Genomic DNA, 18140 nt, shown 5'->3' with positions numbered 1-18140 from the left:
GACCACCTGGCGCTGCGGGTCGACCTGGACGAACCCTGGCTGGTCGACGTGGGGTACGGCCGGTTCACCCGGCTCCCGGTGCGCCTGGACGGGCGGGTCGGGCGGGTCGGGCTCCGGGATCCGGATCCCGGAGCCGTCAGAACTGGACGTCGGTGCAGGAGTAGAAGGCGTTCCCGGTGTCGGCGATCGTCCAGACCGCGACGACCACCTGGTGCCCGGTGCGCCCGCTCGGGACGGTCGCGGTGTGGCTGAGCGTGCTCGGCACCTGCTGCCCGCCGTAGGGGACGGTCAGGAACGGCGTCAGGTCGAGGCTGTCCCGGGTGACCGGCTGGGTCGCGTCGTAACCCGGCTTGGTCAGGTAGTACTCGAAGTCGGTGGTCGCGTGCCGGGCGGTGAAGTTCCAGGTGAAGGTCAACTGCCGGCCCGCGGTCACCGGCGTGGTCGGCCAGGCGCCGCCGTGCGGGTCGTCCAGCTCGGCGAAGCGGGAGTTGCCGCCGGCGCAGATGGTGCCGTCGGAGGGCCCGCCGGCCGGGAAGCCCTTCGGCCCCTCGACGCTCTGCGGCTCCCACTGGATGTCGCCGCAGTCCCAGGGGACGGCGTTCGCGCTCGCGTCGCAGAGCGCGGCGCGGCTGGGCGGCGTGCTGATGTAGCCGTGGGACTGGGCCGGGAAGGCCAGGGTGAACGGGATCGCGAGCGCGGCGACGGCCGCCCCGACCAGATGACGTGTGCGCATGGTGCTCCTCCGTGGGGGTGGATGGAGAGTGCGCCGGGGCGCAGACGCGCGCGCGTTGGGGGTGCGGCGGCCGGGAGCTGGGGGAATCCCTGGCATGCCTGCGCCAGCCCGGTGCCCTCACGGTAGGAGCCGGCGCCATCGCCCGTCAATGGTCTGAACCATTTTCGAATCTATCCCAACTCGCCCGCCACACAAGCTGGTTGAACGACGAAGGCCCCGCCCCGGCGAACCGGGAGCGGGGCCCTGGCGGCAAGTGGCTTACTTCTTGCCCTGGTTCTTGACGGCCTCGATGGCGGCCGCGGCGGCGTCCGCGTCGAGGTAGCGGCCGCCCTTGGCGACCGGCTTGAAGTCGGCGTCCAGCTCGTAGACCAGCGGGATGCCGGTCGGGATGTTGAGGCCGGCGATGTCGGCGTCGGAGATGCCGTCGAGGTGCTTGACCAGCGCGCGCAGGCTGTTGCCGTGGGCGGTGACCAGGACGGTCCGGCCGGCGGCCAGGTCCGGGACGATGGCGTCGTACCAGTACGGGAGCATCCGGTCGACGACGTCCTTGAGGCACTCGGTGCGCGGACGCAGCTCGCTCGGGATGTCGGCGTAACGGGCGTCACCGGCCTGCGAGTACTCGGCGTCGTCGGCCAGCACCGGCGGCGGGGTGTCGTAGGAGCGGCGCCACAGCTGGAACTGCTCCTCGCCGAACTCGGCCAGGGTCTGGGCCTTGTCCTTGCCCTGGAGCGCACCGTAGTGGCGCTCGTTCAGGCGCCAGCTGCGGTTGACCGGGATCCAGTGGCGGTCGGCCTTGTCCAGGGCGATCTGCGAGGTGCGGATGGCGCGGCGCAGCAGCGAGGTGTGCACCACGTCGGGGAACAGGCCCTCGGCGGCGAGGAGCTCGCCACCGCGGGCGGCCTCCTTCTCGCCCTTCTCGTTGAGGTCGACGTCGACCCAACCGGTGAACAGGTTCTTCTGGTTCCACTGGCTCTCGCCGTGACGGAGCAGGATGAGTCGGTACGTCGTGTCAGCCATGGCGCCCAGCTTAGTGGAGCCCGGAAAACCCCTGGTGGAGACCTTGGGACGGTGGGTAACGTGTGCGCCGCACATCTGCCACTTACATGCTTCGGCTGAGCGGGCCTGCCCGTGCCGCCCAGCGGACGCCTGCCCTCGGGAGCCCCCACATGCTCGTCGCCCTGGCCGCCGATTCCCGGATCCGAAGACTGGCTCGCGAGACGGTGGGCGGGTTGCCGCGGCAGTTCTGGTGGCTGTGGGTGAGCACGCTGGTGAACAAGCTCGGCGCATTCGTGATCACGTTCCTGTCCTTGTACCTGACCGCCGAACGCGGGTACTCGGCCTCCTACGCGGGCCTGGTGGCCTCCCTCTTCGGCCTCGGCTCGACCATCGCGGCGGTCGGCGCGGGCGTGCTGGCCGACCGGATCGGGCGGCGCCCCACGCTGGTCGCCGCCCAGCTCGGCACCGCGGCCTCCACCGCCGTGCTCGGCTTCGTGGACGGCCAGGCGGCGATCGCCGCGGTGGCCTTCCTGGTCGGCCTGTGCAACAACGCCACCCGGCCGGCCACCTCCGCGATCATCGCCGACCTCGTCCCGGCCGAGGACCGGGTCCGGGCGTACTCGCTGAACTTCTGGGCGATCAACATCGGCTTCGGCCTCTCCGCCGCCGTGGCCGGGGTGATCGCCACCCAGGGTTACCTCACGCTCTTCCTGCTGGACGCGCTCTCCACCCTGATCTGCGCGGTGGTGATCTTCATCCGGATCCCGGAGACCAGGCCGGTGCAGCCGGCCGCGGCCGAGCAGACCGGCGACCGGACCGCGATCGGCCTCGGCACGGTGTTCCGCGACGGCCCGTTCATGGCGGTGGTCGGGCTCAACCTGCTGCTCGCCCTGGTCTTCCAGCAGAGCAGCACCACCCTGCCCGTCGACATGGGCGCCGCGGGCATCACCGCCACCGAGTACGGGCTGGTGATCGGACTCAACGGGCTGCTGATCGTGGTGCTGCAGATCCCGCTCACCCGCTGGATGGAGGGCCGCTCCCGGACCGGTCTGCTGATCGCCAGCTGCCTGCTGGCGGGCTGGGGCTTCGGGCTGGCGGCCCTGGCCGGTTCCTCGGCCTGGCTGTTCGCGCTCTCGGTGGCGGTCTGGACGGTCGGCGAGGTCCTGAACGCGCCGACCATGATGGGCCTGGTCGCCGAACTGTCGCCGGCCCAGGCCCGCGGCCGCTACCAGGGCGTCTACTCGCTCTCCTGGTCGCTCGCCCTGTTCCTCGGCCCCGGCGTCGGCGGCGTGGTGCTCCAGCACTTCGGTGCCGGGGTGCTGTGGGGCGCCTGCGGGGTCTGCGGCACCGTGGCCGCGCTCGGGCACGTGGCGCTGGCCCGCCGCACCCGGTCGACGGCCGGCGCGGACCGGGCGACCGAGGTGGCGGCGCCCGTCGCGGCGTCGACGAAGGCCCCGGCCGACGCCTGAACGCCCGCCGGATCGGGCGGGCGAGTCGGGTGAGTCGGGTGAGTCGGGTGAGTCGGGCGGGCGGGTCGGCGGGTGAGTCGGGTGAGTCCGGTCAGTCGGCGGCCGGTGCGGCCAGGTGGGCGAAGGCGGCCAGGTTGCGGGTGGACTCCCCGCGCTTGGTGCGCCACTCCCACTCGCGCCGGATCGCCGAGGCGAAGCCCAGCTCCAGCAGGGTGTTGAAGGGCTCGTCCGCGTTCTCCAGCACCGTCCCGAGCAGCCGGTCGACGGTGTCCGGGGTCAGCGCCTCCAGCGGCAGGCGGCCGGCCAGGTAGACGTCGCCCAGAGCGTCCACCGCGTACGCGACGCCGTAGAGACGGGTGTTGCGCTCCAGCAGCCAGCGGTAGACGGCTTCGTGGTTCTCGTCCGGGCGGCGGATCACGAAGGCGTTCACCGACAAGGTGTGGTCGCCGACCCGCAGCGCGCAGGCGGTGCTCAGCTTGCGGGTGCCCGGGAGGGTCGCCACCAGGGTGTACGGGTCGGCGGCGGCCGGCTCCCAGGCGACCCCGGCGTCGTCCAGGGCGGTGCGCAGGAGGGTGAGGGCCTCGTCCTTGGTGCGGATTGCCATGGGGGTGACGTTACTCGGCGGTACCGGTGGGGCGCAGCCCTAGCCGAGCCGGCGGCGGGCCACCGCCAGCCGGCCGGCCGGGCGGGCCAGGCTGGCGGCGTACACCTCGGCGGTGGTCGCCGCGGCGGTGTCCCAGCCGAAGGCGGCCGCGTGCCGGGCCGCCGCCGCGCCGCGCCGGGCGACCAGCGCCGGGTCGGTGACGTACGGCTCCAGCGCCTGCGCCCAGTCCCGCGGGTCGTGGCCGCGTACCAGGGTGCCGGACTCGCCGTCCCGCACCGCGACCGGCAGGCCGCCGACCGAGGCCGCCACCACCGGAGTGCCGCAGGCCTGGGCCTCCAGCGCGACCAGGCCGAAGGACTCGCTGTACGAGGGCATCACCAGGGCCGTCGCCGCGCGGTACCAGTCCGCCAGCCGCTCCTGGCCGACCGGCGGATGGAAGCGCACCACGTCGCCGATGCCGAGCTGGGCGGCGAGCTTGTGCAGGCTCTCCGGCCGGGCCAGCCCGGTACCGGACGGCCCGCCGACCACCGGCACCACCAGGCGCTCGCGCAGCGCCGGGCGGCCCTCCAACAGCGCGGCGACCGCCCGCAGCAGCACGTCCGGGGCCTTCAGCGGCTGGATCCGCCCGGCGAACAGCAGCACCGCCGCGTCCTGCGGCAGGCCCAGCCGGGCCCGGGCGTCGGCCCCGGCGCGCGGGCCGCCGGGGCGGAAGACGTCCAGGTTGACCCCGGGGTGGACGACGGCCAGCTGGTCCGGCCGGGCGGCGTAGTGCAGCGCCAGCTCGGCGGCCTCCTCGGTGGTGTTGGCGATCAGCCGGTCGGCCGCCTCGACCACCTGGGTCTCGCCGATCACCCGGGCCGCGGGCTCGGGCGTGTCGCCCTCGGCCAGCGCGGCGTTCTTGACCTTCGCCATGGTGTGCATGGTGTGCACCAGCGGCACCCCCCAGCGCTGGGCGGCCAGCCAGCCGACCTGCCCGGAGAGCCAGTAGTGCGAGTGCACCAGGTCGTAGTGGCCGGGGCGGTGGCCCGCCTCGGTGCGCAGCACTCCGTGGGTGAAGGCGCACAGCTGGGCCGGCAGGTCCTCCTTGACCAGGCCCTCGTACGGCCCGGCGGTGACGTGCCGGACCAGCACGCCCGGGGCCAGCTCGACGGTCGGCGCGTCGTCCGAGCAGATCGCCCGGGTGAACACCTCGACCTCGATGTTGAGCTCGGCCAGGCGCTTGGCCAGCTCGACGATGTAGACGTTCATCCCGCCGGCGTCCCCGGTACCGGGCTGGTGCAGCGGCGAGGTGTGCACGCTCAGCATGGCTATCCGGCGCGGGCGGCGACGGCCCGGGACGAGCGACTGGAGCCGGCCGCGCGCGGGCGCGGCGGACTGGGCACGGCGTACCGAACGGACGGGGTGCTGGATCACCTGGCTGAAGCCTCCTCGTGTGCGGCCCGTCTCGGCGGTCCGCGTGAACGGGCCCGCCGCATGTCCGGTGTGCGCTGCCCCGTCCCGGGCACACATCACCACCAGTGTGCCAACCACTCGCCGGCCGTCCGGCATTCCCGCTCCCGGCGACGGCTCCGCCGGACCGGCATCCGCCCAGCTCAGGGCCGTGCCCGACCGACCCCGCAGGCGCCGACTACCCTTCTGGGCATGGCTGCCTCCTTCGACCCCGCGACCGCCGCGCCCGCCCGCGGCCGGACCGGACGGCCGGTCGGGACGGTCACCCGGGGCACCACCAACACCAACCGGCTGCGCCGGATGGACCGCTGGATCGCCCACGCCCTGGGCCGGGCGCTGCGCGCCGCCGAGCGCCCGCCCGTCGCCGTCGACCTCGGCTACGGCGCGGCGCCGTGGACGGCCGTGGAGCTGGCCGGGCGGCTGCGCACGGTGCGGCCGGACGTCCGGGTGGTCGGGATCGAGATCGAGCCGGAGCGGGTCGCGGCCGCGCTGCCGTACGCCGAACCGCCGCTGCTCACGTTCCGGCGCGGCGGCTTCGAGGTGCCGCTGGACGGCGGGGCGCCGGCCCAGCTGATCCGGGCCGCCAACGTGCTGCGGCAGTACGACGAGTCGGCGGTGGCCGGGGTGTGGGAGCGGCTGTGCGCCCGGCTGGCCCCGGACGGGCTGCTGGTCGAGGGCACCTGCGACGAGATCGGGCGGCGGCACGTCTGGGTCGCGCTGGGGCCGGAGGGCCCCCGGACGGTGACCTTCGCGGCCCGGCTGGGCGGCCTGGGGCAGCCCTCCGACCTGGCCGAACGGCTGCCGAAGGCGCTGATCCACCACAACGTGCCGGGGCGGCCGGTGCACGCCTTCCTGACCGACTTCGACCGGGCCTGGGCGGCGGCCGCGCCGTACGGGGCGTTCGGGGCGCGGCAGCGCTGGGTGGCGGCCTGCACGGCGCTGGCGGGCAGCTGGCCGCTGGTGGACGCGCGCGGGCGGTGGCGGCAGGGCGAGGTCACGCTGCCCTGGACGGCGCTCGCGCCGTAGCGGGCGACCGGGCCGTAGCGGGCGCTCGCTACGTAGCGGGCAACCGGGCCCGGGCCGGAGCGACCGGGCGCCGTAAGATCATCTCCGCTCGGGGGGTGCTCGGACGGTCGAGGACGCGGTCGTCCAGCGGGTCGCCGAAGCCGTGGCCCCGAACTCCCGGGCTGGGTCGCGGCTCCGTAGGACCGCGCGCCGTCCGGTCGGACGGGCGACGCGCTCCTCCCCCTCGGCTTTCACTCGAACGAGTTATCGAATATCTCTGGCGCGTTGACGCTTCGTCACGCCACGATGGAGACCGCCGGGCGGCGACACCACACGCCGCCCGGTGCCCACCGTGCCCGTCAGTCACCCGGCCCGGGCAGCTCCCGCCGGGCCCGTTCGAACACCTCGTACATCTCCGCCCCGAACAGCACGAACCGCACCTCCGCCAGCTCCGCGCCCGCCCGCGCGTCACCGCCGCCCAGCACCTCGGCGACGGTGCCGAGCGCGATCCGGGCCGCGTCCGCCGGCGGCCAGCCGAAGATCCCGGCCGACACGGCCGGGAAGGCCACCGTGCGCGCGCCCAACCCGGCCGCCGTGCGCAGCGACTCGCGATAGCAGGAGGCCAGCAGCCCAGCCCGCTCCTCGTACTCCTCCGCCAGGTACACCGGCCCGACGGTGTGCACCACCCACCGGGCCGGCAACCGCCCGGCCGCGGTCGCCACCGCACGGCCGGTGGGCAGCCCCTTGCCCCAGTGCGAGGCCCGCAGCCGGCGGCACTCCTCCAGGATCTGCGGCCCGCCCCTGCGGTGGATCGCGCCGTCCACCCCGCCACCGCCCAGCAGTGAGGAGTTGGCGGCGTTCACCACCGCGTCCACCCGCTGTTCCGTGATGTCACCCTCGACCAGGGTGATCCGCGTCACCATCACCAGCCCCCTTCCCCGGGCCCGTCCGGCAGCCGCCGGGCCGGGATCCGAGCCGTCGTCCGAATCCGATCACCACACCGCCACCGGCGTGGCAATAACCACAACGGCGCCGGTCGGCCAGAGAAATCCCCGGAGATCACGTTATGGTCGCGAGAAGTTCCCCGACGCACGGTGCCAGGCGGGCACTGCGGACGGACGCCGGCCGTTACGCAGTCGGGGAAAGGGAGGAACCACCGATGCCCGCAACGGGAGACGGGCGGGCACCTGGTGCCGCGGACCTGCCGGGCGCCCACGACGGCGCCCCCGTCGGCCATGCCCGTACCCGCCCGACCGCCACCGGTCCGGCCACCGCCACTCCCCCGATACCCCACCCCCGCTCGCAGCCGGTCCGGACCGCGCACGGCACCCGCCGCCCCGCCCACCTCACCGAGGTCGGCAACGCCCCCGTGGCCGGGGACGGGCCGCTCGACGGCTCCGCCGCACCGCTGCGGCTGCTGGTCATCGAGGACGACGCCTCGGACGCCCAGCTGATCAAGGCCGCGGTCGCCGACAGCGGCACCTCGATCGAGATCCACTGGGCCCGCGGCCTCGAACAGGCCACCCAACTGCTCGCCCAGTCCTCCCCCGCCGGCCGGCGCGGACGCTCCCGCGGCGGCGAGTTCGGCTGCGTGCTGCTCGACCTGGCCTCCCCCGCCGACCTGCCGCACCCCGAACGGGGGCACCACCCAGCCGCCCCGGCCGGGGGAGCCTCGGACGGCCTGGAAGGCCTCCACGAACTGCTCCGCCGCGCCCCGCACATCCCCGTGGTGGTGCTCACCGACGCCGCCGGGGCCGAACTCGGCGCCGCCGCCGTCGCCGCGGGCGCCCAGGACTTCCTGCTCAAGCACGAGACCGACGGCCCGCTGCTGGCCCGCGCACTGCGTTACGCGGTCGAGCGCAAACGCGCCGACGAGTCCCAGCGGCGCCTCGTCGAGGCCGAGTTGCGCGGCCAGGAGAACGCCCGCCTGCAGCGCCACCTGCTGCCCACCCCGCTGCTCGACGGCGCCGGACTCTCCTTCACCCGGCGCTACCGGCCCGGCCGCCGCCGCGCCCTGCTCGGCGGCGACTTCTACGACGCCGTGCGCACCGACGACGGCACCGTCCACGTCGTGATCGGCGACGTCTGCGGCCACGGCCCGGACGAAGCCGCGCTCGGCGTCGCGCTCCGGATAGCGTGGCGCACCCTGGTCTTCGCCGGGCTCACCGGCGAGACCCTGCTCACCACCCTCCAGCACGTGCTGGAGCACGAGCGGCGCAGCGACGAGATCTTCGCGACGCTCTGCATGCTCGTCATCGAGCCCGGCGCCGCCACCGGACTCGACTCGCTCGGCACCGGCGAACGCGCCCGGCTCTACCTCGCTGGGCACCCGGCACCGCTGCTGCTCAGCCGCGACCAGGCCCCGACCACCCTGCCCGCCGACTTCGCCGGGCCCGCGCTCGGCCTGCTGCCGTGCCACGACGGTGCGGCCGCCTGGCCCGCCCACGAGGTCGAACTCCAGCCCGGCTGGCGGCTGTTGCTCTACACCGACGGGCTGATCGAGGGCCGGGTCGGAGCGGGGTCGCGCCGACTCGGGCAGGACGGTCTCGCCGACCTGATCGCCGACCACCAGTCCGCGGGGCTCACTCGGGGGCGGCTGGTCGACAGTGCGATCGCGGAGGTCGAGGAGCTGAACGGCGGTGCGTTGACGGATGACGTCGCGGTGCTGTTGCTGGAGCGGAATCCGGTACAGCTGATTCTCGGCTGAGCGCTCCTGCGGACGCGCTGCGGCCCGGGAGGGCGGTTCGCTCTCCCGGGCCGTGGCGTTGTTCGTGGGGTCGGTCTACCAGGGGCCGTAGGGGCCGGTGTTGCTCCGGCCGGTGCCGCCGGTCAGGGTCTTGATCGCGGGGCGGACGTCCACCACGTAGACGATCGAGGCGACCAGGCCGGCCAGGGTGCCGATGCTGCCGAGGAAGTTCGCGCCGAACAGCAGGTCCCAGCCGAAGCTGATGCCGAGGATCGCCAGCCAGAAGCCCTTGGTCTTCTTGTCGGCCGCCCGGTAGGCGTCCTCGCGGCGGGTGGCCGCGTCGATCAGCGCGAAGAGCTTGTAGCCCAGGATCGCGACGGCCATCCACCAGAACGGGTTCAGGTAGGAAAAGGCCAGGATCTGGAACACTCCGGTCATCGCGGTCTCCTACGTCTCTCGGCTTGCTGCGCCCCGGCCGCCGCCCATCCTGGCACGGCGGCCGCCCGCACGGTGTGAACGTGTGGTCGCCGGTGGATGTGCCCCGGCAGGGTGGGTGGTGCTCACTCTGCGACGGTGGGGGTGTTCTTTCGGGCCTTGGCGGGGTTCTTCGGGGCGGGGGCAGGGGCGGGGGCTGGGGCGGTTTCGGGGGCGAGGGCGGGCTCGATGGTGGGGTCGAGTTCGATGGTGGGGTCGAGTTCGGTGGGCTCGGCATCGCCGTGGGGGCGGGCCTTTTCCACGACGACCTTGCCGCGCTCGGCCAGCTCGTCGTACGTCTCCTTGGCCCGGACGGCCAGCTCGACCGCGCGGGCGACCTGCTGCAGGGCGAAGCCCTGGGCCCGCTCCTGAAGGACCTTGAGGTCGGTGGGGAAGGCGGTGACGGCCTCGGTGACCTTGGCCGGGGCACCGGCCAACAGCTCCTGTGCCTCGTGGAGCCGGGCGGTCGCCTTGTCCTGCGCGCCCTGGCGGTCCGCGGCCAGGGCCTCGACCCGGCCCGGCACTTCGCGCAGCTTCTCGTACGCGAGGTCCCCGGCGCCGGCGAGGGCGTACAGCGGGGTCGGGTCGGTGAGGGTCTTCTTGATCTCGTCGGTGATCGGCATGGTTACCGGTCCTCCCGGTGGGTGTTCTGGGTGGCCGCGCCATCGGTCGTCGGGGTGGAGCCCGAGGCGGCGTTCTCCTTGAGGAAGGCGTCGTAGACCGCGAGCAGCGCCTGCTTCTGCTGCTCGTTGATCAGCGGATCGGCCAGGATCGAGGCCCGCAGCTCCAGGCCCTCGCCCCGCCGCTCCTCCAGGATCCCGGCCTGGACGTACAGCGTCTCCGCCGAGATCCGCAGCGCCTTCGCGATCTGCTGCAGGATCTCCGCGCTCGGCTTGCGCAACCCTCGCTCGATCTGGCTGAGGTACGGGTTGGACACGCCGGCGGCCTCCGCCAGCTGGCGCAGCGAGTATTGCGCGTTGCGGCGCTGCTCGCGGATGTACTCGCCCAGAGAGGCGACGTTCAGTGAGGCCATGGGGACAGGGTGCGGGATTGTGCTTGCAATTGCAAGCAGGGTGCTAACTGGGGGCTAGCGGGGGTGGGGGCCGCTGCGCGGGGCTGGGGGGTGGGGGTGGGCTCTCGGGAGGGTGGGTGACGCCGGGGGCGGTTCCGGGGGTGGGCGCTCCGGGGGCTGGATGATTTTCCGACCGCCGACCCTGTGGGCACATGGTGGGGCGCCGTTGGCGGTCTGAAAATCACCCGTCACGCCCCTCTCCGCACCCACCCCCTCCACCGCCCCCTCCCGCAGCGCGTCCCTCTCGCCTGGGGCGAGGGAGGGGGTGGGGGGTGGTTGGGGTGGAGGGGGTTGGTGCAGGTGAGTGGGTGGGTGGGGTGGTGGGGGTGGGTGGGTTGGTGCGGGTGGGTGGGGTGGTGGGTCAGGGGCTTTCGGGGAGGCGGATGGGCATCAGGACGGAGTAGGTGCCGGTCCGACCGGGGGTGCGGATGGCGAGGGGGGCGATCGGGCCGCCGAGTTCGAGGAGGAGTTGTTCGGGGTGGGCGGCGTGGAGGGCGTCGAGGAGGAAGTCGCGGTTGAGGGCGATGTGGAGGGCTTCGGGGGTGGGGTCGGCGGTGACGGTGAGGTGGCCGTCTTCGGTGAGGGTCAACACGGTGACCTGGCAGTCGGCGCCCTGGGGGCCGGAGGGGAGGGTGCGGGTGGCTCCGGTCTCGACGGCGGTGCGGAGGTCGGCGGCGGGGAGGGTGACGCGGTGGTGGGGGGCGAGGCGGGTCAGGACGCGGTGGTCGGGGTAGTCGAGGTCGAGTGCGGGGCCCTCGATGCGGTGGTCGGGGGTTTCGGCGCGGAAGGTGCCGGCGCCCAGGGTGAGCGTGACCTCGGCGGGGGTGGTGGGCAGCAGGGCGCGTAGGGCGTCCACCAGGGCGGTGGGGACGGTGGTGCCGGGGGCGGGCTGTCGCGGGGTGCCGATGGCGGGCAGTTCGGCGAGGGCCATCCGGTAGCGGTCGGTGGCGACCAGGCGCAGCACCGGGCCGTCCGGTTCGAAGAGCACGCCGGTCAGGGCGGGTTGGTCGGGGTCCTCGCAGACCGCGAAGCGGACGGCGTCCAGGGCGGCGGCCAGGCCGTCGGCGCGGACGCTGAGGCGCAGGGTGGTGGTCATGGGGTGCTCCCGCTGTTCGATCGTGGTGCGGATCAGGGAGAGCTCGCGGCGGGCGTCGACCAGGCCGTCCTCCAGACGGCGCAGGTGGGCGTCGAGGACGCGTTCGGCGTCGCGACCGGACAGGACGGCGCGGATGTCGGCCAGCGGCAGGCCGACCCGGCGCAGCCGGACCAGCAGCCGGGCGTCGGCGAGTTGGGCGGGCCGGTACCAGCGGTAGCCGGTCTGCGGGTCGACCCAGGCGGGGGTGAGCACCTCGGCCCCGTCGTAGTAGCGCAGGGTGCCGACGCCCAGGCCGCTGGCGCGGGCCAGTTCGCCGATGCTGTGCAGCTCGCTCTCCATGCCGGTGACTCTCGGGGCTCGACCTGGTCGAGGGTCAAGCGAGGTGGGCGAGCTTGTTCGGGTTGCGGACGGCGTGGATCGAGCTGATCAGGGGCTCGCCGTTCGGGCCCTCGGTGAAGTCGAGGACGGAGACGGAGTCGACAGCGCCGTTCACGGTGATCAGCACGCCGGGCTGGCCGTTGACCAGGACGGGGCGGACGGCTGCGGCCTCGCCCAGCCGGCCGAGCACGCCGAGGAGGAAGCGGGCGACGTTGTCGGCGCCGGTGACCGGGCGCAGGGCCGCGCGGATCACTCCGCCGCCGTCGCTCCAGGTGGTGACGTCGGGGGCGAGGAGTTCGAGCATCCGGTTGAGGTCGCCGCCGACGCAGGCGGCGAGGAACTCGTCGGTGGCCCGGCGGCGCAGCGTCGGCGGGGCGTCGTAGCGGGGGCGGCGGGCGCGCACATGGGCCCTGGCCCGGCTGCCGACCTGGCGGCAGGCCGCCTCGGTGCGGTCCAGGGCCTCGGCGATCTCCAGGTAGGAGAAGCCGAAGGCCTCCTTGAGGACGAACACCGCCCGCTCCAGCGGGGATAGGCTCTCCAGCACGACCAGGAGGGCGAGCGAGACGCTCTCGGCGCGCTCGACGCCGTCGGTGGCGTCGGGCTCGGTGACCAGCGGCTCGGGCAGCCAGGGGCCGACGTAGGACTCGCGGCGGACGGCGGCCGAGTCCAGGCGGTTGAGGGCGAGGTTGGTGACCGTACGGGCGAGGTAGCCGGCGGGGCTGGCGATCGGGCCGGTGACTCCGCTCCAGCGCAGCCAGGTGTCCTGGACCAGGTCCTCGGCGTCGGCGACGCTGCCGAGCATCCGGTAGGCGATGCCGAAGACCATCCGCCGGTGCTGTTCGAAGGCGGCGAGGCGGGTGTCGGGGGTGTCGGTCACGGTCGGGACGCTATCGCAAGGTCCGGGGTGGGGCGGCTTCAGGAGCGGAAGGTTTCGTAGGCGGGGGCGAGGAGGGTTGCCAGGTCGCGGCCGTGGACGGTGATGCCGGAGCGGCCGAGGCGGCGCAGCGAGGGCTCGTCCGGCTCTTCGTCCGGGGTCTGCGGCAGGGTGAAGTCGCCGCGCCAGTAGGCGGCGACGTTGATCATCGGGGTCTTCGGGGGTGGTGTCCGGTCGGTCATGCGTCCTCCTCTGCGACGGCGTCCTCACGGGTGAGGGCGATGAGTTCGCGCAGGGCTTCGACGGGGAGGTCGGTGAGCCGTTGCTCCCCCGTGCTCACCACGCTTTCGGCCAACGAGCGTTTGGCGGTGAGGATTTCGTCGATCCGCTCCTCGACGGTGCCGACGCAGACCAGTCGGCGGACCTGGACGTCGCGGCGCTGGCCGATCCGGAAGGCCCGGTCGGTGGCCTGCTCCTCGACCGCCGGGTTCCACCAGCGGTCCAGGTGGATCACCTGGTTGGCGGCGGTGAGGTTGAGGCCGGTGCCGCCGGCCCGGAGGGAGAGGAGGAAGACCCTCGGGCCGTCCGGGGATTGGAAGCGCTCGACCAGTTCCTCGCGGCGGGTACGGGGGACGCCGCCGTGCAGGTGGAGGACCTCCTCGCCGAGGCGGCGCTCCAGGTACGGGCGGAGCATGGTGCCGAACTCGGCGTACTGGGTGAAGACCAGCGTGCGGTCCCCCTCCGCCAGGGCCTCTTCGAGCAGCTCGGCGAGGCGGGCGACCTTGCCCGAGCGCTCGCCCAACGGGGAACCGTCGTGCAGCAGTTGGGCCGGGTGGTTGCAGACCTGCTTGAGCTTGCCGATGGCGGCCAGCACCGTGCCGCGCCGCTCCACGCCCCGGATGCCCTCCACCCGCTGGAGCAGGTCGGCGACCACCGCCTGGTAGAGGCCGGCCTGTTCGGCGGTCAGGTTGCACCAGACGGTCATCTCCTGCTTGGCGGGCAGCTCGGCCGCCACGGCTGGGTCCGACTTGAGCCGGCGCAGCACGAACGGGGCGGTCCGGCGCCGGAGTTCGGCGGTGCGTTCGGGGCTGCGGTGCAGTTCGACCGGAATGGCGTAGCGCTCCTTGAAGCGCTCGGCCGGGCCGAGCAGGCCGGGGTTGGCGAAGTCCAGCACGGCGTGCAGCTCGGCGAGCCGGTTCTCCACCGGGGTGCCGGTCAGGGCGATCCGGTGCCGGGCCACGGGCAGGGCGCGGATCGCCCGGGACTGGGCGGTGCCGGTGTTCTTGATGTGCTGCGCCTCGTCGGCGACGACCCGGTGCCAGCGGATCGCGCGGAGGGCGGCGAGGTCGCGCTGGACCAGCCCGTAGGTGGTGATGACCAGGTCCATTCCTTTTACGGCGTTTGCGAGTCGGCTTGCCCCGAGCCGGGCGGCGCCGTGGTGGACGTAGCGGCGCAGGCCGGGGGCGAAGCGCTCGGCCTCGCGTTGCCAGTTGCCGACCAGGGACATCGGGCAGACCAGGAGGGTGGGGGCGGCGGTGCCCTCGGAGCGTTCGGCGGCGAGCAGGGCGAGGGTCTGGACGGTCTTGCCGAGGCCCATGTCGTCGGCGAGGACGGCGCCGAGGCCGAGGTCCGACATCGTCTTCAGCCAGGCCAGTCCGCGCCGCTGGTAGGGGCGGAGTTCGGCGTGGAAGTCCGCCGGCAGGGGCGGGACTTCGGGGGTGGTGGTGGCGGCGGTTCCGGCGATCAGGTCGCCGAGCGGGCCGTCCACCCGGACGCCGGCGACCGGCAGCCCGGCGACCGTCGCCTCCGGGTCGAGGGCGAGCCGCAGCAGGTCGGCGGCGGCCAGCAGGCCGTCCCGCTGCTCGGCGAGGAAGGCCAGCGCGGCGGCGATCTGGGCCGGGTCGGCTTCCAGCCAGGCGCCCCGGACCCGCACCAGCCCCTGCTTGGCGGCGGCCAGTTCGGCGAGTTCCTGTTCGGTGAGCGGGGTGCCGTCCGGGCCGAGGGCGGCCTGCCAGCGGAAGGCGACCACGGCGTCCCGGTCGACCTGGCTGGTGACGGCGAGGGTGCCGGGCGCGGGCGGGGTGGTGGCGCGCAGGGCGAGCCCCAGCCGGGGGCGGCGGCGCCACCAGGCGGGCAGCAGTACGCCGAAGCCGGCCTCGGCCAGGGCGGGCGCGGCGGTGCGCAGGAAGTCGAGCGCGCCGGTGCGGTCGAGCGGCAGGACGGCCGGGCGGGAGCGGTGGCGCAGCCCGTCCAGGGCGGGCCAGCGGTGGGCGGCGCGGGCGAGTTCGGCGACCAGGACGTCGGTCGGGCCGGCGGGCTCGGTCTGCGCGAGCTTGCGGGCGAGGGCGGCGTGCGCCGCGCCGCCCTCGTGCAGCTCGGCGGCGCGGACCAGCAGGGAGGGCTCGTCGACGGCCTGGAGCAGGAACTCGAGTTGCCAGGCGTCGTCGGAGGGGAGGCCCTCGGGGTCGTCGTCGGCCGGGCCGAGCGGTTCGACCAGGCGGAAGCAGAGCCGTAGCGCGGGGTCGGCGGGCTCGGCGGCGGCGTACCAGTCGGTGATCCGGCGGCGCAGTTCGGCGATCTCCCCGGGCGGGGCGTCGACCTCGCCGGAGGGGGTGGTGAGGGCGTGCAGCCAGCGCTCGGCCGGGCCGTGGCCGGGCTCGGGGAAGGGGGTGTCGGCCAGTGCGGCTCGGGCCTCGGCGTCCACCAGGGCGCCCAGGGCGGCGTCCAGCAGCGCCTCGCCGGTGCCGGCGCCGGTCGGCCACTCGCCGAGCAGGACGGGCGGGCAGCCGGCCGCCAGGGCGGCGGCCTCGCGCCGCCCGGCCGGGGTGGGGTCGGGCCGCCAGCGGGCCCGGGGGCGGCCGTCGGCGAGGACGGGCAGGGGCAGCACCCGGCCCCGGCCGACCGAGCGCCAGGCGAGGTCGTGCACCCCGGTGAGCCAGCGCAGCGAGGGCGCGTGGACCACCTCGACCCGGCCGGTGCCGGGCAGGTCGGTGTCGGTGACGGCCCAGTGCGGGTCGTGGATCTCGCCCAGCAGCTGGGCGGCGGCCCCGGCGTCGAAGAGCAGCGCGGGCACCCGCCAGGGGGCGAGCACGGCGCCGCCGCGCGGCGGGGTGACCGGCAGGTCGGGCGAGGGGGCGGGCAGGGTGCCGACGGTGGGGAGCAGCAGGGTGGCCCAGCGCTCGGGGGCCTGTCCGGCGAGCCAGCCGAGGCCGGGCCCGATGCCGCCGAGCACGGCGGCCAGGCTCCCGGCCGGGCAGGCGTAGGGGTGGGCGCGCGGGGCGGGCCGGTCGGGGTGGGGTTCGGTGGCGCCGGGGTGGGCGCGGGCGTCCTCGGCCCAGAGGGCCAGCCGTCCGTCCGCCCGCCAGAGTGCGTGCAGGACGAACATGCGGGGCCTCTCGGGGCGGGTGGGAACCGTCCTTCGCAGCCTAGCCGGAGGGTCGGACAGTGCCCGTCGGGCCGTCCCGGAGGCGCCCGGCTGGACCGTTCGGGTGGTTCGGTGGGGGTTCTCCGGCCGCCATGGTTGAAACTTGAACGAAGGAGTCGTACGGTGGAGCCAAGAAGTTGAAGCCTAAACAAATGGCTTCGAACCCGAGGAGGAGCCATGGGCCTGTTCAACCGCACCAAGACCACCGCCGTCGCCGTCCAGACCCCGGCCGGCCCGGACCTGTCGCACCTGACCGGCGACTGGACGATCGACACCACCCACAGCGAGATCGGCTTCGCGGTCCGCCACGCGATGGTCACCAACGTCAAGGGCCGCTTCACCGAGTACGAGGGCAGGCTGCACCTGGACGGCGCCCGTCCGCACGACTCCTCGGCCGAACTCGTGATCAAGGTCGCCAGCGTCGACACCAACCAGGCCCAGCGCGACGAGCACCTGCGCACCGGCGACTTCTTCGCCGCCGAGACCTACCCGGAGATCCGCTTCCGCAGCACCTCCGCCGAGGCGATCGGCGACGACTCCTACCGGATGACCGGCGAGCTCACCATCAAGGACACCACCCGCCCGGTGGTCCTGGAGCTCGACTACACCGGCAGCGCCACCGACGCGTACGGCGCCGAGCGGGTCGGCTTCGAGGGCAGGACGGTCGTCGACCGCACCGCTTTCGGCCTGACCTACAACGCGGCCCTGGAGACCGGCGGCGTGCTGATCGGCGAGAAGGTCAAGCTCAGCTTCGACATCTCCGCCGTCAAGGCGGCCTGACCCGGCCGCCCGCGGTCCCGGCGCGGACCGCCACCGACCCACCGCCCCTGCCTATCCCCCCGAGGCAGGGGCGGTGTGCTGCTCCCCGGCTCCGACCAGCGCCGCGTCCGCCGGAGGCAGCCAGCTGCCCGCCGGGCAGTCCAACCATCCCTCGGCCGCGCCGAGTTCAGCCGCTGCGGCGGCCAGCGCCCGCAGCCCCGGGTGGCGCTCCCCCGGCCGGTGCACCAGGCTGACCAGGCTCAGCGGCACCGGGTCCACCAGCGGGATGTTCACCGCCCCCGGGATCCTCGGCCCGCCGACCGTGGTCAGCATCGGGTCGCCGTGCCGGACCAGGTAGCGGGCGGTCTCGTCCAGGCCCACCGGCGGCACGTACGGCTCGGCCGCGCGCAGACCGTGCTCGCGCAGCAGCCGGGCGCCGAGGTCGGCCCACTCGGTGGTGGCCGGGTTGCCCGCGCAGATGTCGACGGGGTGCCCGTCCAGGTCCGCCGGGCGCAGCACCGGGCGGGCGGCCAGCGGATGGGTGTCCGCCATCATCACCGAGATCCGCTCCAACCGCACCGGCAGCTGGGCGAGTCGGCCGCGCACCGGCGCGGGCAGTCCGGCGAAGCGGCCGAAGGAAGCGTCCAGCCGGTGCGCCAGCAGTTCGGCGGCGGCCGCGGCCAGGCCGCCGTGGAAGCGGGCCAGCAGTTCGCCCTCCGGCCAGGCGGCGCGGGCCCGTTCGAGCACCCGGTCGGCGGTCAGGTCCGGGCCGGTGACGTCGCTGTTGAGGTCGAGCAGCAGCGGCCGGACGGCGGCCCCGGCGCCGCTGCCGAACCCGGCGAGCAGTTCGTCGTGCAGGGCGAGCAGGCGGCGCGCGCCGGGCAGCAGCCGGTGCCCGGCCGGGGTGAGGTCGACGCTGCGGGTGGTGCGGGTGAACAGCGCCTCGCCGAGTAGGCCCTCCAGGGTGCGGACGTCCCGGCTGAGCGCCTGCTGGGCGACGTACAGCCGCTCGGCGGCCCGGCCGAAGTGCAGGGTCTCGGCGGTCGCGACGAAGCCGCGGAGCAGGCGGGGGTGCAGGTCACGGGGCATGGGCGGCAGATTAACAACACGGTGTTGTGGAT

Annotated in this window: 17 protein-coding genes; 4 read left to right on the top strand and 13 right to left on the bottom strand. The window is 74.5% G+C overall.

Features of this window, described 5'->3' with window-relative positions:
• Positions 1 to 136: 136 nt before the first annotated feature.
• Positions 137 to 733: a lytic polysaccharide monooxygenase gene (locus ABTY61_RS31750; RefSeq protein ID WP_350508576.1), complete on the bottom strand. Its 597-nt coding sequence runs from the start codon at positions 731 to 733 to the stop codon at positions 137 to 139.
• Positions 734 to 991: 258 nt separating this feature from the next.
• Positions 992 to 1750, bottom strand: coding sequence for a phosphoglyceromutase (locus ABTY61_RS31745; RefSeq protein ID WP_350508575.1), 759 nt, complete (start codon positions 1748 to 1750; stop codon positions 992 to 994).
• 149 nt (positions 1751 to 1899) lie between these two features.
• Between ABTY61_RS31745 and ABTY61_RS31740 the strand changes: the two genes are divergently transcribed.
• Entirely contained in the window at positions 1900 to 3198 is a 1299-nt protein-coding gene (locus ABTY61_RS31740) for an MDR family MFS transporter (protein WP_350508574.1), read from the top strand.
• Between the two features lie 91 nt (positions 3199 to 3289).
• On the opposite strand, the gene ABTY61_RS31735 is transcribed toward ABTY61_RS31740, so the two are convergent.
• On the bottom strand, positions 3290 to 3802 hold the full coding sequence (locus ABTY61_RS31735) for a type III secretion system chaperone family protein (RefSeq protein ID WP_350508573.1): 513 nt from the start codon (positions 3800 to 3802) through the stop codon (positions 3290 to 3292).
• 39 nt (positions 3803 to 3841) lie between these two features.
• On the bottom strand, positions 3842 to 5212 hold the full coding sequence (gene mshA / locus ABTY61_RS31730; RefSeq protein ID WP_502895461.1) for a D-inositol-3-phosphate glycosyltransferase: 1371 nt from the start codon (positions 5210 to 5212) through the stop codon (positions 3842 to 3844).
• Positions 5213 to 5443: 231 nt separating this feature from the next.
• Here mshA and ABTY61_RS31725 point away from each other — a divergent pair, with 231 nt between their 5' ends.
• A complete protein-coding gene (locus tag ABTY61_RS31725) occupies positions 5444 to 6277 on the top strand; it encodes a class I SAM-dependent methyltransferase (protein WP_350508571.1) in 834 nt (277 codons plus the stop codon).
• 338 nt (positions 6278 to 6615) lie between these two features.
• On the opposite strand, the gene ABTY61_RS31720 is transcribed toward ABTY61_RS31725, so the two are convergent.
• Positions 6616 to 7176: an O-acetyl-ADP-ribose deacetylase gene (locus ABTY61_RS31720; protein ID WP_350508578.1), complete on the bottom strand. Its 561-nt coding sequence runs from the start codon at positions 7174 to 7176 to the stop codon at positions 6616 to 6618.
• A gap of 239 nt (positions 7177 to 7415) precedes the next feature.
• Between ABTY61_RS31720 and ABTY61_RS31715 the strand changes: the two genes are divergently transcribed.
• Entirely contained in the window at positions 7416 to 8963 is a 1548-nt protein-coding gene (locus ABTY61_RS31715) for a PP2C family protein-serine/threonine phosphatase (RefSeq protein WP_350508570.1), read from the top strand.
• A 75-nt stretch (positions 8964 to 9038) separates the two neighbouring features.
• Here the strand turns inward: ABTY61_RS31715 and ABTY61_RS31710 are convergent, their stop codons facing one another.
• The 7 genes from ABTY61_RS31710 to ABTY61_RS31680 form a co-directional block, all read right to left on the bottom strand.
• Positions 9039 to 9380: a DUF2516 family protein gene (locus ABTY61_RS31710; RefSeq protein ID WP_350508569.1), complete on the bottom strand. Its 342-nt coding sequence runs from the start codon at positions 9378 to 9380 to the stop codon at positions 9039 to 9041.
• Positions 9381 to 9502: 122 nt separating this feature from the next.
• A complete protein-coding gene (locus ABTY61_RS31705; RefSeq protein ID WP_350508568.1) occupies positions 9503 to 10039 on the bottom strand; it encodes a hypothetical protein in 537 nt (178 codons plus the stop codon).
• 2 nt (positions 10040 to 10041) lie between these two features.
• The gene (locus tag ABTY61_RS31700; protein ID WP_350508567.1) at positions 10042 to 10449 is read right to left on the bottom strand and encodes a helix-turn-helix domain-containing protein; all 408 of its coding nucleotides are present in this window, start codon (positions 10447 to 10449) and stop codon (positions 10042 to 10044) included.
• A 400-nt stretch (positions 10450 to 10849) separates the two neighbouring features.
• The gene (locus ABTY61_RS31695) at positions 10850 to 11923 is read right to left on the bottom strand and encodes a DNA polymerase III subunit beta family protein (RefSeq protein WP_350508566.1); all 1074 of its coding nucleotides are present in this window, start codon (positions 11921 to 11923) and stop codon (positions 10850 to 10852) included.
• Between the two features lie 34 nt (positions 11924 to 11957).
• On the bottom strand, positions 11958 to 12839 hold the full coding sequence (locus ABTY61_RS31690; RefSeq protein ID WP_350508565.1) for an RNA polymerase sigma-70 factor: 882 nt from the start codon (positions 12837 to 12839) through the stop codon (positions 11958 to 11960).
• 38 nt (positions 12840 to 12877) lie between these two features.
• Positions 12878 to 13078, bottom strand: a complete 201-nt coding sequence (locus ABTY61_RS31685; RefSeq protein WP_350508564.1) for a hypothetical protein — start codon at positions 13076 to 13078, stop codon at positions 12878 to 12880.
• The gene (locus tag ABTY61_RS31680) at positions 13075 to 16221 is read right to left on the bottom strand and encodes an SNF2-related protein (RefSeq protein ID WP_350508563.1); all 3147 of its coding nucleotides are present in this window, start codon (positions 16219 to 16221) and stop codon (positions 13075 to 13077) included. The genes ABTY61_RS31685 and ABTY61_RS31680 overlap by 4 nt, the downstream gene beginning before the upstream one ends.
• A gap of 216 nt (positions 16222 to 16437) precedes the next feature.
• Here ABTY61_RS31680 and ABTY61_RS31675 point away from each other — a divergent pair, with 216 nt between their 5' ends.
• Positions 16438 to 17040 (top strand): YceI family protein, encoded by a 603-nt coding sequence (locus ABTY61_RS31675; RefSeq protein ID WP_350508562.1) that lies wholly within the window; start codon positions 16438 to 16440, stop codon positions 17038 to 17040.
• 51 nt (positions 17041 to 17091) lie between these two features.
• Here the strand turns inward: ABTY61_RS31675 and ABTY61_RS31670 are convergent, their stop codons facing one another.
• A complete protein-coding gene (locus ABTY61_RS31670) occupies positions 17092 to 18108 on the bottom strand; it encodes a LysR family transcriptional regulator (protein WP_350508561.1) in 1017 nt (338 codons plus the stop codon).
• Between the last annotated feature and the right edge of the window lie 32 nt (positions 18109 to 18140).

The sequence above is a fragment of the Kitasatospora sp. NPDC096128 genome (assembly GCF_040303105.1).
Classification (GTDB): domain Bacteria; phylum Actinomycetota; class Actinomycetes; order Streptomycetales; family Streptomycetaceae; genus Kitasatospora.
This window is presented reverse-complemented; position numbering and strand designations above follow the sequence as displayed.